Below are 14,370 nucleotides of genomic sequence, written 5' to 3' on the forward strand. Positions count from 1 at the left end.
ACATTAAAAAATCCGATACCAGAGACTGATATCGGATTTTGAAGCCTTAAAAAGATCGGTCAACCGATCATGAAAATTTTCTTAACTGATCGGCATTAGCTCATTGGCAGGTTTTTTTTATATCTCTTGATCGTGAACTGCGACTGTCTACTTTCCGAAGCGTCAGCGAAATTGCGCTTGCACTTCACATAATTTACTTCGGAACAATAGTTTGTTTAAGTATGTGGCTAGCACCGGGGGACAGCGTCTTTCCCTCAGTTAGCGATGTTTCTACGCACAACATGTGCTTATAGCCAAATGGGTCCATGTCTGAAATAGACGCTGCGCCTAACCATGGGTTCCACACTACCAAAGAGTCATTACCGTTGGATACCACTTCCGTAAACGCGTTGCCTTCGACTTCAATTTCTGCCGTTTTAATCGGCGCAACATGAATGCGATCCGTTTCGCCTGTGATGGTGTAAGGACTCGGTGTCGTCTTAAGTCCCCAGTCGTCAAGTTTGTCTTTATATTGACCTTCAATTCCAGTTATTTGGGTATGTTGAATGTGGTCAACGTGGAAATATGTATGTAGCGCACAGTTAAATTCGAATGGTACAACACCCGTATTTTCTGTAGTTAACGCAACGTCCATCGTCTCACCAACGGTAATTACCATGGTCACGTTACAATCATTCTCAAACCCTTCTGCTCGGGTAAAGCTTGGCGAAAGCGTAATCGTTGTTCCGCTTTCTGTATCTTCTGAATGAATCAGCTTCCACACTTGTGTTCTCAAAAAGCCGTGAGCGGGGAGGGCACCTTTTTCTCGACCGTGATCATCGCTAAACCAAGGCCAGCACACCGGAATACCACCGCGAATAGGTCGCTCTCCGTTCAAGTAAGCATGGGGGCTTACCCAAAGACGCTCTCTGCCATCGCTTTTAGGCACATATGACAAGATATGACCGCCAAATAGGCTAATACGCGCAGAGGCAAACGCATTATCTACGTCTAAAAAGGTAAGTCCATTAGACTCACTAACGGTAACTGAACTCACAGGTGGCATAAGCCCTCCTTGGACTAATAAGAAAACAACAAAGGGTAAGCGACGGGAAAGCGTATGTCGCTGGAATATCGTTATTATGCGTGTTTACGACCACGAAAAACAAAAAAGGTGCAAACGCCGTGTTTACACCTTTAGATTAACTCAACTTTAGCGTGAATAGTTTAACTATTTTAGCTTAATACCGTTAATTACTTAGAAATGTGAGCCACAAGGTCTAGAACCTTGTTTGAGTAGCCCCATTCGTTGTCGTACCAAGAAACGAGTTTAACGAATGTATCAGTAAGTGCGATACCTGCAGTGGCGTCAAATACCGATGTGCGAGCGTCGCCAAGGAAGTCGTTAGACACAACCGCATCTTCTGTGTAACCCATGATACCTTTAAGCTCGCCTTCTGAAGCTTCTTTCATTGCTGCACAAATTTCATCGTAGCTAGCAGGCTTCGCAAGGTTTACAGTAAGGTCTACTACTGAAACGTTTGGCGTAGGTACACGGAAAGCCATACCTGTTAACTTGCCGTTAAGCTCAGGGATAACTTTACCTACTGCTTTTGCTGCACCGGTTGATGATGGAATGATGTTCTGACCAGCACCACGACCACCACGCCAGTCTTTCATTGAAGGACCGTCTACCGTTTTCTGTGTTGCAGTTGTTGCGTGAACCGTTGTCATCAAACCGTCTACAATACCAAATTTATCGTTAAGCACTTTGGCAAGTGGAGCAAGACAGTTAGTTGTGCAAGACGCGTTTGAAACAATAGTTTCGCCAGCGTAGCTTTCTTGGTTAACACCCATAACGAACATAGGCGTGTCATCTTTAGAAGGTGCAGACATAACAACTTTCTTCGCGCCAGCTTCGATGTGCTTCGCGGCAGTTTCTTTAGTCAGGAACAGACCTGTTGATTCAACAACCACGTCAACGTCTACTTCATCCCACTTAAGTGCAGCTGGATCTCTTTCAGATGTAATGCGGATAGTTTTGCCGTTTACAACTAGGCTATTGTTATCTACTGTAACTTCACCGTCGAATAAACCGTGAGTCGAGTCGTATTTCAATAGATAAGCAATGTAGTCCGTGTCTAGTAAGTCGTTTATTGCAACAACTTCGATGTCGTTGCGCTCCGCTGCTGCGCGCATTACTAGGCGTCCAATACGGCCAAAACCATTGATACCGATGCGAATTGTCATAACGTACCCCGATTATTTAAATAAAATGAAAATAAATTACGTAAAGTATGGATCAAAATGCCATAATTAGCAAAATAAAAAGCAAAAGTGTTGCAAAATTACGAATAAGTGCTATTGCAATCGTATTCAGATATCGCCAAGCCCTTGTTTCTAGAATAATGTTAAAAATTTGTTTGTAGACGCACTATGTTTAATTTGCTTTGCGTCTTTTACCGAATAACAGGAATGACACACCATGACACAACAACTTCTGCAACAACTGGTTGAAATGCGGGGAATTGAAACCCAATACGTCGACGCATGGGGAAAGCCAGCAACCATCGCAGAATCAAGTAAAGCAAAACTGCTTAACACACTTGGCTATGACACCAGCAGTGATGAAAAAATTCAGTCACAAATTACACAAGATATAAAGTCGGTATGGTTGTCGCCGTTAAATCCTGTTCAAGTGGTTCGCAATACCCAAGAAATTAATCTAGCAGTTCGTTTACCTATCGAGTTAGTGAACGATGATCACACGCTCACGGTCACCTGTGAAAATGGTGACGTGCTCACTCATCAATTTACGCCAGTTGACCAAGAAATGACGACAATGGCGCATATCGACGATGTAGAGTTTCATGAATACGTAGTAACACTGCCTTTGGATTTGCCCCTTGGTTATCACGATGTAGCCTTAAGCGCAGATGACGATGAGTTTGCGCGTTCTCGCTTAATTGTGGCACCAGAAGCGTGCTACACGCCAAACGAAATTAAAGAAGGCAAAAAAATATGGGGCTTAAGCGTTCAACTTTACTGCGTTCGCAGTGAAAAGAACTGGGGGATTGGTGATTTTTCTGATTTAGCTCTGCTTATTGAAAAAGCCGCTGGTGTGGGCGCAGACTTTATCGGACTCAATCCTATTCATGCGCTTTACCCCGCAAATCCCAACGCGTGCTCGCCTTATGGGCCAAGCTCACGTCGCTGGCTTAATTATTTGTATATCGATGTGACTGCCATTGACGGCTATGACGATGCATCAGTACAAGCGGTAGTGAGCAGTGATGAGTTTAAAGCCACGCTTGAACATGCACGTAACGTAGAACATGTAGACTACGAGGCAGTCGCCCATGTGAAATTGGCTGCGCTTAAAGCAGTATTTGATGTTTACGATGCCAAATACCTTCGTAAAAGCACAAAGCAAAATAAAGCGTTTAAAGCCTTCGTAGAAGCGGGCGGTGAAAGCTTAGATATGTTAGCGGTGTACGACGCCTTGCAATCGCACCTAAAAGCTGAAGGTAAAGACAGCTGGGGATGGCCGGTATTCCCACAAGAATACAAAGACTATTACAATCCAGCCGTGGCTAAGTTTAAGAGTGCAAACGAACAAGACGTCAAATTTTACTTGTTCCTACAGTGGATTGCCGCCCAACAGCTTGAGCTTGCAAGCAACAAAGCTACTGATGCAGGCATGACCATTGGTCTTTATCGGGACTTGGCGGTAGGCGTTAGTGAAGGCAGTGCGGAAATTTGGGGTAACAAAGACCTATACTGCACAGGCGCAAGTGTAGGTGCTCCACCGGATATCTTGGGCCCACTAGGCCAGAACTGGGGGTTGCCGCCTATGGACCCTCGTAAGCTGTATGAACAGGGTTACCAGCCCATTATTGACCTGTTTGCGTCTAACATGGCGTCGTCAGGCTCATTGCGTATCGATCACGTCATGGCGTTGCTGCGTTTATGGTGGGTTGTGAAAGGCGATAACGCTAAAGATGGCGGCTATGTTTATTATCCTGTAGACGATTTACTCGGTATTCTAGCGCTAGAAAGTCACCGCAATCAGAGCTTGGTTATTGGTGAAGACTTGGGTACTGTACCAGAAGAAATTCGCAGCAAGCTTGCTGATAATGGCGTGTACTCATACCGCGTATTTTTCTTCGAACAAGCGGAAGACGGCGGTTTCTTCTCACCTAGCCATTACCCTGTTCAGTCTATGTCAACGTTGACTACTCACGATATGCCAACGCTGATTGGTTACTGGCACTGTTTAGATTTAGAGCTAGGCAAAGAAATAGGGCTTTATCCAACAGAAGAAATCCTTCAAACGCTTTATGCGGATCGTCATGAAAACAAACAGGCGATTTTAGATACATTGCATGGCCACGGTTCAATTGGCGACAATGTAGGCCGCGATGTTAATCATACGGGTATGAATCGCGAACTGAATAACGGTATGCAGGTGCATATGGCAGGTGGCTCGAGCGCATTATTGAGCCTGCAATTGGAAGACTGGTTAGAAATGGATAAGCCGGTCAATATTCCTGGTACTTTTGACGAATATCCAAACTGGCGAAGAAAACTCACAGAGAATATCGAGTCGATGTTCGATAGACATGATATAAATGAGTTGGCGTCTAAACTTACTCATGCCAGAAAGCAAGCAAGTCAGGGTTAATTGCCATTATCAAAGAAATGATAATAGGCGGTTGCCTGGGTAACTTAAACGAGTAAGATAAAGTACCAAGACGGTACTTGATAGAGCTTAAATGTATACAACGCATTTAAGCTCACAATTCAACCCGCTGCCATGCGGGTTTTTACTAGGAGTAGCGAATGCAATTAGCGCAGCAGTTTGAACAGGTATTATGTTCTCAGCCGTTTTCCCATTTAGGTGTAGTTAAAAATCAGCAGAAGTCGGTACTTCGCGTTTGGCATCCTAATGTCAGCGAGATAACGATTAAATGGGAGAATGCAGCGCTAGCAAATGTAACCGTTACCTCCAAAAATGGTCTTTTTGAAACACCACTGCCTAAAGAATATCAGGGTGAGGTTTATCGCGTTATCGCCGAAGGCTTGAATGACGATAAGGGCTATATCGATCCTTATCAATTCTCCGAGCAGGCGTATCATGCGGTACACTACATCGATAGCAAGCCTTCAAACTTGTATGAGCAAGCGGGCGCGCAACTTTTAACACTCACTTCATCACAAGGCGATGCGATAAAAGGTGTCAGGTTCTGCGTTTTCGCGCCCAATGCGAGTACGGTGTCGCTCATTGGCGATTTCAATCAGTGGGATGGGCGCACGCATCCTATGGAAAAGACCTCCATGGGATACTGGGTACTGTTTGTGCCAGAACTCGCAGAGGGAGAGCGCTACAAGTATCATATTAAAGATGCACACGGCCACGACCTACCGCACAAGGCTGACCCACTTGGCTTCAGTGCAGAGCAGTATCCTTCTCATGCTTCGAAAATTTACAACCACAATAACTATGAGTGGAATGATAGTGCATGGATGGAAAAGCGAAAGGGGAATAAATACAACAGCCCAATGAGCATTTATGAAGTGCACCTTGGCTCTTGGAAGCGCCCGGGTATTGAAACTGATGCGCGCTATCTTACTTATAAAGCGCTGGCCGATGACTTAATAAGCTACGTCAGCGATATGGGTTACACTCACGTTGAATTGCTGCCTATTTCCGAGTTTCCTTTCGACGGTTCGTGGGGCTATCAGCCCGTGGGAATGTTCGCACCAACGAGTAGATTTGGTAACCCAGATGAATTTAAATACTTTGTTGATAAGGCTCACCAAGCAGGTATAGGCGTAATTATCGACTGGGTACCTGCACATTTCCCGGAAGACGGCCATGGCTTGGCGCGATTTGATGGTTCTTGTGTTTATGAATATGAAGATCCGAGGAAAGGTTGGCATCCGGATTGGAATTCTTGCATTTACGATTTCGGCAAAGACACAGTTCGTCAATTTTTAGTTGCAAACGCACTGTTTTGGCTAGACAAATTTCACGTTGATGGACTCAGGGTTGATGCAGTGGCATCCATGCTTTATCTCGATTACTCACGTAATGACGGCGAGTGGATCCCGAATGTGGATGGGGGTAACGAAAATTACGAAGCCATTAGTTTACTGAAATGGATGAATGAAGAAGTGTACAAGCACTTCCCTGACGCCATGACAATTGCCGAAGAATCAACGTCGTTTCCTAAGGTTTCTCGTCCAGTATTTGATGGCGGTTTGGGCTTTGGCTTTAAGTGGAACATGGGGTGGATGCACGACTCATTACATTACATTGCTAAAGACCCAGCATACCGCAATTACCACCATGGCGATATTACCTTCAGCATGGTTTACGCGTTTGACGAAAACTTTGTGTTGCCTATCTCGCACGATGAAGTGGTACACGGCAAAGGCAGTATGCTGCACAAAATGCCTGGCGATGAATGGCAGCAAGCCGCTAACCTGCGTTGTTACGCGGGCTTTATGTACGGTCACCCCGGCAAGAAGCTTAACTTTATGGGGAACGAGCTTGCGCAGGCACGAGAATGGAACCATGACAGTAGTTTAGACTGGCACTTGCTCGATTACGAAAAACACAAAGGCATTCAAGCGCTTTATAAGGCGCTCAACCACCTCTATACGTCTACGCCAGCGCTTTACGAGCAAGACCACGAACCAGGGGGCTTTGCTTGGCTGGACCACAATAATGCAGACCAAAGCGTGGTTTCATTTGTTCGCATGTCAAAAGATGCGAAGCAAAAAGTATATGTGGTATCTAATTTTACGCCTGTGCCACGTCAGAACTTCAGAATAGGCGTAGAGGATGCATGCACGCTAACGCTAGCACTAAACACTGATGATGGTGCATATTGGGGTAGTGACTACGACGTTGCTTCTACTGTAAATACGCAACCCATACCTTGGAATGAGCGTACTCACTCTGCAGAAATCACGTTACCGCCGCTAGCCACGGTATTTTATGTTACCAATGTGGATTAATCCGACTAGAGCGACACGCCCTAGTGAAGAGATAAATTGAGAACGAAGTGAACGAAATTCGAGACACCGCACTAATTGTAGAAAGTGGAATGGGAAAGGCATATCCACTTGGCGCAACAGTTACACAAGATGATTGTAATTTTGCCGTATACGCGCCCGATGCGAAGGCGGTCGTGTTGTGTTTTTTCAATAGTGACACAGAAGAGGCGGTGAGTGAGCATCCATTGCCTGAGAAAACTGGTGATGTTTGGCACGGTCGTTACAGCGGCGTTAGCGCAGGACAATACTATGGTTATCGCGTAGAACGCGGTGAGGGAGGGTTACATGCGGTACCCACCGACAAACTGCTAATCGACCCTTACGCCAAGAAAATTAGTCGCGCAATAAAATGGGACGCTAGGCAATACAAACACGACTCTCAGTTTATGATCCCCAAGTGCATAGTAATTGATCAAAATGACTATGCGCCGAGTCATGTTAGCGCGCCTGTTATACCGAAACACAAGCGAGTAGTTTACGAAGCACATATTAAGGGGCTAACAAAACTCCATCCCGATGTACCTAAAGAACACCGTGGCAAATTTATCGGTGCTGCCCATCCGAGTGTCATCAAGCATCTCAAAGCATTAGGCATAACCACGGTGCAATTTATGCCGTTGTGCTCATTCATGCCTGAACCATTTATAACAGAGAAAGGCTTAACTAATTATTGGGGATATAACCCGGTTAACTTCTTTGCGCCTGAACCACGCTACGGTGTGTCAGACGCGCTTGCTGAACTAAAGTCTATGGTAGATGCTTATCATACAGCCGGACTTGAGGTCATTGTTGATGTGGTATTTAACCATACAGCAGAGGCAGGCAATGGCGGTCCTATTCTTTCTTATAAGGGGTTTTGCCCTTACCAAGCGTACTTATTAGAGCAAACGAAAAACGGAGAATTGGTTTATTCCAACCATTCAGGCTGTGGTAACACGGTAAATACCGCGCAGCCATTTATGATGGGACTTATTTTAGATGCCATGCGCCACTGGGTATCCGTAATTGGCGTTGACGGCTTTCGTTTCGATTTAGCAGTATGCTTGGGAAGAGAGCCACAAGAATATAGTAAAAAATCTGGGCTGCTGAGAGCCATTAGTAGCGACCCTGTTCTAAAAGAGAGGGTATTGCTTGCCGAACCCTGGGATATTGGGCCTGGCGGCTACCAAGTGGGTAACTTTCCTTCTCCATGGTTAGAGGTGAATGATAAATACCGCGATACGGTGCGCGCCTTCTGGCGTGGAGACGATGGCGTTACCGCGGACTTTGCTACCCGTCTAATGGGCTCACGGGATATATTTCACAAAGGCCATCGACATATCAGTACGTCGGTAAATAACGTGACATATCACGATGGGTTCACGCTGCACGATATGGTGACCTACGCCGAACGTCACAATCTCGATAACTTAGAAGAAAATCGAGATGGCCATGGACACAACCTGTCTGCCAATTATGGTATTGAAGGGGAAACGAATGACGAGCAGATACTCGCTATGCGTGAGCGTCAAAAGCGCAATCTCTTTGCAACGCTGATCTTCTCGCAAGGTACACCGCATATTCTTGGTGGCGATGAATTAAGTCGCACCCAAAATGGCAATAATAATGCCTATTGTCAGGATAATCCTATTAGCTGGATGAATTGGGAATTAAACAAGCGCAAGCAAGATTTTCTTAGCTTCTGCCAATATGTGATCCGTTTGCGTCAGTCCTCTTCACTGTTAAGCGAACTAAAGCTGCACGATGATACTTTTACGCTCTCACGAAATGTAAAAGAAATAAATTGGTATAAGCCCGATGGTTCTGACAAAGCGTCTGAAGACTGGAATGCGCATCATAACAAAGCGTTTGGTGTGGAAATAAAAGGTTGTGTAACGGGCGACCAGAAGCCAGAGCACTGGTTCTTGTGTGTTAATGCAAGTGAAAGCGACGTGCGTTTTCACCTACCTTCTGTCATACCCAGGGGAGGGTGGACCATGCACCTGGATACGCGCTACAGCTCTCTTGAAGAACAGCCTTCAATTTGCATTCAGAAGGTGTTTTTACAGGCCAGCAAATCGCTAACGTTGTTCAGTTTTTCTCAGTTCTCTGGATAGAATAATGGCTTACAATACGACCTTATACTTGGTTAAGGATGCCTTTAAAGAATTTAAGAGTACCGCTAAACGGCTCTAAACTCAGTGCACGTTAGCTGAATAAGAAACAGAGTCTTTACCTTTGTGTGAATTTCATACAGCATGGGCGAAAGCGCGTAACGCAGGTGCTGAATGCGTGCCAAAATCTCGGCTAAACTAGCTTACAAAACCCGTTAATGTTTACCGCTGGTGACAATTACACCACTGCGCACTAAATTGTTAGCTTAGACTGTTCTTTATTCTTTCAGGTGGTATCATGCGCAGCCATCTGAAATGTGAAGGTGTTCCTATGCAAAAGAAAGGTGGTAATTCGCACGAAGACAAGTCGTGTGATATTGGTTTTATCGGTTTAGGGGTGATGGGTAGTAACCTAACCATGAACCTAGTGGACCATGGCTATCGTGTAGCGTGTTTCGATTTAGACCAAAACAAAGTTGAGTCTATTCTTGCCAAAGACGCAAGCGAAAGAGCTGAAAATACTGAGCCTCGTGTTGAAGGCTGCAGTTCTTACACCGAGCTTTTAAGCAAGTTAAAAGCCCCGCATCTTATTATTATCTCTGTGCCTGCTGGCGATCCTGTTGACCACGTTTGCAATCATCTTATTGACGCCGGAATTCACGCTGACGATATCGTGGTTGATACTGGCAACAGTTTGTGGACAGACTCTGTAGCACGTGAAGAGCAGTACAAAGGTAAATTTATCTTCTTCTCTACCGCCGTGTCAGGTGGTGAAGTAGGCGCTCGTTTCGGGCCATCTCTTATGCCTTCAGGCAACCCTTATGCATGGACACGCATTGAGCCTGTTCTTAAAGCTATTGCTGCAAAGGTTGACCCAGAAACAGGTAAACCATTAGAAAGCCATACGCCAGGTCAACCAGTGTTAGAAGGCGAACCATGTGCGACCTACATCGGTCCGGTTGGAGCCGGGCACTATGTAAAAATGGTGCACAACGGTATCGAATACGCCGACATGCAGCTTATCTGCGAAACTTACCATGTTATGCGCGAAGCGCTACATATGGCGCCAGCTGAAATAGCAGAGGTGTTTCGTCGCTGGAACGAAGGCAAGCTGAATAGCTACCTGATGGAAATTAGTGCTGAAGTTCTTGAGCAAATGGATCCAGAAACACAGCAGCCGTTGGTTGATGTGATTTTAGATAGAGCAGGTCAAAAAGGTACAGGCCTTTGGACTGCAGTAAGCGCATTACAGGTAGGTAGTCCGGCACAGACCATCACTTCTGCGGTATTCGCGCGCAGTATTTCTAGTTTGAAAGACGAGCGTGTAGCTGCGAGCAAGGTTCTTGCTGGCCCTGATGCGCCATCGTTCAGCGATAATGAGAAAATGTCGATCATCAACAAGCTAGAGCAAGCGCTTTATTGCTCTAAAATCTGTGCGTACGCTCAGGGCTTCCAGTTAATGGCTATGGCAGGCAAAGAACACGGCTGGACACTGGAGTTTGGTGAAATAGCGAAAATATGGCGTGCAGGCTGTATTATTCGCGCCGTATTTCTTCAGTCTATTTCTCAGGCCTACGAGAATAACGAAGACTTAGCCAACTTGCTATTGGACCCGTTCTTTGCGGAACAAATTACGCAGTATCAAGCTGACTGGCGTGAGTCAATTGCACAGGCGACACTGGCTGGCGTGCCTTGCCCTGCAATGATGTCGGCTCTTAGCTATTATGATTCGTATCGCACAGCCGTGCTACCTGCTAATTTGCTGCAAGGCCAGCGCGATTATTTTGGCGCACATACTTATCAGCGTGTGGATAAGCCAGCAGGTAAAAAGTATCACATCGAGTGGAGTGATCCTGCACGTCCGCAAACGGCTATCAAAAAATAGTATGAACTAAATAGTGTTACACGCGCTCATAACTGAGCGTAAACTATTAAAAGGTGTATTTGTTTTCAAATACACCTTTTTTGTTTAAAGAGGTAAGTTATGTCGACAGATGAAAAAGCAAACGCATCAATAGCTAAAAAAGACTGGAAAACTGAGCTCACTGACGAGGAATATTATGTATGCCGCGAAGCGGGTACTGAGCGACCTTTCACTGGAGTATTGCTAGACGAGCAGCGAGATGGATTGTACGTGTGTAAGTGCTGCGAAGCGCCACTTTTCCCCTCAGATACTAAATTTGATGCTGGTTGTGGATGGCCTTCTTTCTATAAGCAGCTTGATGACGGTAATGTAGATTACAGAGAAGACTTGAGTCACGGTATGCGTAGGGTTGAGATTTTTTGTAAGCAGTGTGGCTCGCACTTAGGCCATGTATTTCCAGATGGTCCTGCGCCAACGGGTCAACGCTACTGCGTAAATTCGCTATCTATGACCTTTAAAGGCGAAGATGATACACAAATTAAAGGTTAAAAAGCCCTAGGTGAGCGCTTGATTAAGGTAAACATCTGATTAAATTTTGACCTTATGTGGAAAGTAGAGAGATCCAATCATAAAAAACCGCCCATAAACGGCGGTTTTTTTAATTATTTACCAATGAAATTGTGTAATTGAGTTTCAAAAAATCAGAGCTTATCCAGTTTCAATGAATCTGCGTTGAAGGTCGCGCTATTCAAGTTACTGACTATTTCATCAACAATGTTATCTAGAATGCCTACTGGAAGGGCATAGCGTTGTCCAAGTTGAACACGCTGAGTGTCGTTAAGTCTCTCATCGAAGGCTTCAGCCACACCATACCAAACATAGGCAAGGCGATAGTTGTCCATATCCATTCCCATTGAAGCAAGCGAGTAGAAAATGCTGACATCAATGTCGTCGCTATCTGTATATAAACTTAGCGCGCGATATAAGGTTTCAATAGTACTCTTTTGGTCTGTTTTAATCTGAACAGAGGCCAGTGCGACCAGCAGCTTTGGATCGCTTACGCGGTTGCTGGCAGCGTAGCGCTCAAAGCGATGAAAAGCCTCTTTGTCGTTATATCGTGTCCAATGATAGTAAGAAAGGTAAGGATCAAGGGAGTCTTTCGTCTCGCGGCTTAGGCGTTTAATTTCACGCTGAGCAGTAATAACGCCTTTTAGCCGTGTCGCTTCCTTGCCTTTGCGTTTAACGTGTTCGATATGCTGCACTTCTTCAACGCAGGTTAGATACTCTTCGAAGTTCAGAAGGAGAGGGTACTTGTAAGCGTCGTCTTTTGAATCTTGATTGTAGTAACGCAAGCGAATAATCTCAGCTCGCTCGCCGCGACAACGGGCATCCAAACTCAAATCTAAGCAAATCTCGCTGTGAGATTCACAAATTTCACTGATAGTAGGTTCAAAAAGATCGCCACAACCCGTCAGTGTTGTCGCTGCTGCCAGCCACACCGTCGTTACATAACCTTTTGTTGGAAACTTACTAAATAAACTCTCTGTTATATGAGTTTTCATAGAGGTTTTGAAACTTATCAACAATTTGGTCTTCCTTGCTTGTTTATTTAAGATACTGCTCGTCACCGTCAGGCGAAAACTCACCTAGTGTACCCTAAAAATAATAAAAAGCTGACGCGTAATTAGGATTAGTTGTACGTGTTTGTGCCACACAAAATTTGGCCGCGCATACAACAATGACAACACCGTTAAATTAATATCGATGAAGGCAGAAGCATGAATCAACAGTTTGAGCAGGAATTACAAAGCAGCTGGCAAGAGCGTCAGGAATACGCAGAAATGATGTTGCCCCTTATTGGTAAATTGTATCGCAATAAGGCAGTTGAAATTTCGGTTTATGGACGCTCGCTACTGAACGCCAGTGCTATTGATGTTATTAAAGCGCACCGCAAAGTGCGTCTGCACGAAGGTATTAAGCTACGCCTACGCGAAAGCTATCCAATCTTAGAAGCCTTGAGCAACATGAAGCTTGCTCCTGCACAAATTGATATTGGTAAATTGGCTTTTGACTTTCACTACGGTTCTGCGGTCGACAATAGCGACCTTACGGCCTACCTTAACGAAAAACTAAACGACGTTGCCGATAAAGAGGACGATCAGAAACCTCAGGACGTTGTACTATATGGTTTTGGCCGTATAGGTCGTTTACTTGCTCGCTTGCTTATTGAACGCCAAGGTAAAAACAATAAGCTTCGCTTACGCGCCATTGTGGTTCGTGGCGGACGCGATGGCGACCTAGAAAAACGTGCAAGCTTACTGCGCCGCGATTCAGTGCATGGGCCGTTCAACGGCAGCATCACAGTTGACCACGAGCGTAACGCGCTAAAAGCAAACGGTTCATACATTCAAGTCATTTATGCCAACAGCCCAGATGAAGTGGATTACACTCAATATGGTATTGATAACGCTATCATCGTAGACAATACGGGTATTTGGCGTGACCGCGACGGCCTTGGCCTACACCTTAAAGCTAAGGGTGCAGCGAAAGCTATCCTTACTGCCCCGGGTAAAGGTGACATCAAGAACATCGTACACGGTGTAAATGACGAAGAAGTCACACCAGAAGACACAATTGTATCTGCTGCAAGCTGTACGACTAACGCAATAACGCCGGTACTTAAAGCGCTAGACGAAGAATATGGCATTGAAAACGGTCACGTTGAAACCGTTCACTCTTACACTAACGACCAAAACCTTATCGATAACTACCACAAAGGTGATCGTCGTGGACGTAGTGCGCCACTTAATATGGTTATTACCGAAACGGGCGCTGCGAAAGCCGTTGCCAAAGCATACCCGAAACTGGCAGGTAAACTTACCGGCAATGCTATTCGCGTACCTACACCTAATGTGTCGCTAGCGATTTTGAACCTAAATCTTAAAACGCCGGTGGATCGCATTGCAGTTAACGAGTTCTTGCGCGATACCGCGTTGTTCTCAAAGCTTCAACACCAAATTGACTACACGGCAAGTAAAGAGATTGTATCAACAGACTTAGTCGGCTCTCGCGCTGCGTCTGTGGTTGACTCTCAGGCGACCATCGCCGCAGATAACCGCCTGACACTATACGTGTGGTATGACAACGAGTTTGGTTACAGCTGTCAGGTACTACGTGTAGTTCGTGATATGGCAGGGCTTAGTTTCCCTACGTTGCTGCTTTAAGCAACACGCAGTTTAATTAACTGTATAAAAAACCGACCTAAGTGGTCTAATGCCGTTCACTTAAGGTGAGCGGCATTTTTCTTTCTGCTGTATCGCTGTGGTCTCTTCTTAACTGTTCGGGGGAAGCTGCGTTCTCGCCGTGGAG

At 45.3% G+C, this 14,370-nt stretch carries 9 protein-coding genes; 6 read left to right on the forward strand and 3 right to left on the reverse strand.

Going from position 1 to position 14,370, the window contains the following annotated elements:
- Positions 1-193: 193 nt before the first annotated feature.
- Both MHN09_RS19500 and gap read right to left on the reverse strand, forming a co-directional pair.
- The gene (locus tag MHN09_RS19500) at positions 194-1,045 is read right to left on the reverse strand and encodes a D-hexose-6-phosphate mutarotase (protein WP_049587594.1); all 852 of its coding nucleotides are present in this window, start codon (positions 1,043-1,045) and stop codon (positions 194-196) included.
- 188 nt (positions 1,046-1,233) lie between these two features.
- Complete coding sequence (gene gap, locus MHN09_RS19505) at positions 1,234-2,229, reverse strand: type I glyceraldehyde-3-phosphate dehydrogenase (protein WP_014976817.1); 996 nt, start codon at positions 2,227-2,229, stop codon at positions 1,234-1,236.
- Between the two features lie 235 nt (positions 2,230-2,464).
- On the opposite strand from gap, the gene malQ reads away from it, so the two are divergent.
- The 5 genes from malQ (at position 2,465) to msrB (ending at position 11,550) form a co-directional block, all read left to right on the forward strand.
- Positions 2,465-4,663: a 4-alpha-glucanotransferase gene (malQ, locus tag MHN09_RS19510; protein WP_039234854.1), complete on the forward strand. Its 2,199-nt coding sequence runs from the start codon at positions 2,465-2,467 to the stop codon at positions 4,661-4,663.
- A 158-nt stretch (positions 4,664-4,821) separates the two neighbouring features.
- Positions 4,822-7,005, forward strand: a complete 2,184-nt coding sequence (gene glgB, locus MHN09_RS19515) for a 1,4-alpha-glucan branching protein GlgB (RefSeq protein WP_187446294.1) — start codon at positions 4,822-4,824, stop codon at positions 7,003-7,005.
- 47 nt (positions 7,006-7,052) lie between these two features.
- The gene (gene glgX / locus MHN09_RS19520; protein ID WP_239241749.1) at positions 7,053-9,140 is read left to right on the forward strand and encodes a glycogen debranching protein GlgX; all 2,088 of its coding nucleotides are present in this window, start codon (positions 7,053-7,055) and stop codon (positions 9,138-9,140) included.
- Between the two features lie 328 nt (positions 9,141-9,468).
- Positions 9,469-11,022: an NADP-dependent phosphogluconate dehydrogenase gene (gndA, locus tag MHN09_RS19525; protein ID WP_110288811.1), complete on the forward strand. Its 1,554-nt coding sequence runs from the start codon at positions 9,469-9,471 to the stop codon at positions 11,020-11,022.
- 99 nt (positions 11,023-11,121) lie between these two features.
- Entirely contained in the window at positions 11,122-11,550 is a 429-nt protein-coding gene (gene msrB / locus MHN09_RS19530; protein ID WP_039216559.1) for a peptide-methionine (R)-S-oxide reductase MsrB, read from the forward strand.
- Positions 11,551-11,702: 152 nt separating this feature from the next.
- On the opposite strand, the gene MHN09_RS19535 is transcribed toward msrB, so the two are convergent.
- Positions 11,703-12,587, reverse strand: a complete 885-nt coding sequence (locus tag MHN09_RS19535) for a DUF2989 domain-containing protein (protein ID WP_343300034.1) — start codon at positions 12,585-12,587, stop codon at positions 11,703-11,705.
- A gap of 192 nt (positions 12,588-12,779) precedes the next feature.
- On the opposite strand from MHN09_RS19535, the gene MHN09_RS19540 reads away from it, so the two are divergent.
- Entirely contained in the window at positions 12,780-14,225 is a 1,446-nt protein-coding gene (locus tag MHN09_RS19540; RefSeq protein ID WP_239241751.1) for a glyceraldehyde-3-phosphate dehydrogenase, read from the forward strand.
- Positions 14,226-14,370: the final 145 nt, after the last annotated feature.

Origin of the sequence: Alteromonas sp. MmMcT2-5 (assembly GCF_022348315.1) — a bacterium.
Lineage (GTDB): Bacteria > Pseudomonadota > Gammaproteobacteria > Enterobacterales > Alteromonadaceae > Alteromonas > Alteromonas macleodii.

Bases quoted from the DNA above. Each gene is read 5' to 3' on its own strand.
- MHN09_RS19500 (WP_049587594.1), bottom strand. From the start codon at position 1,045: ATGCCACCTGTGAGTTCAGTTACCGTTAGTGAGTCTAATGGACTTACC.
- gap (WP_014976817.1), bottom strand. From the start codon at position 2,229: ATGACAATTCGCATCGGTATCAATGGTTTTGGCCGTATTGGACGCCTA.
- malQ (WP_039234854.1), top strand. From the start codon at position 2,465: ATGACACAACAACTTCTGCAACAACTGGTTGAAATGCGGGGAATTGAA.
- glgB (WP_187446294.1), top strand. From the start codon at position 4,822: ATGCAATTAGCGCAGCAGTTTGAACAGGTATTATGTTCTCAGCCGTTT.
- gndA (WP_110288811.1), top strand. From the start codon at position 9,469: ATGCAAAAGAAAGGTGGTAATTCGCACGAAGACAAGTCGTGTGATATT.
- msrB (WP_039216559.1), top strand. From the start codon at position 11,122: ATGTCGACAGATGAAAAAGCAAACGCATCAATAGCTAAAAAAGACTGG.
- MHN09_RS19540 (WP_239241751.1), top strand. From the start codon at position 12,780: ATGAATCAACAGTTTGAGCAGGAATTACAAAGCAGCTGGCAAGAGCGT.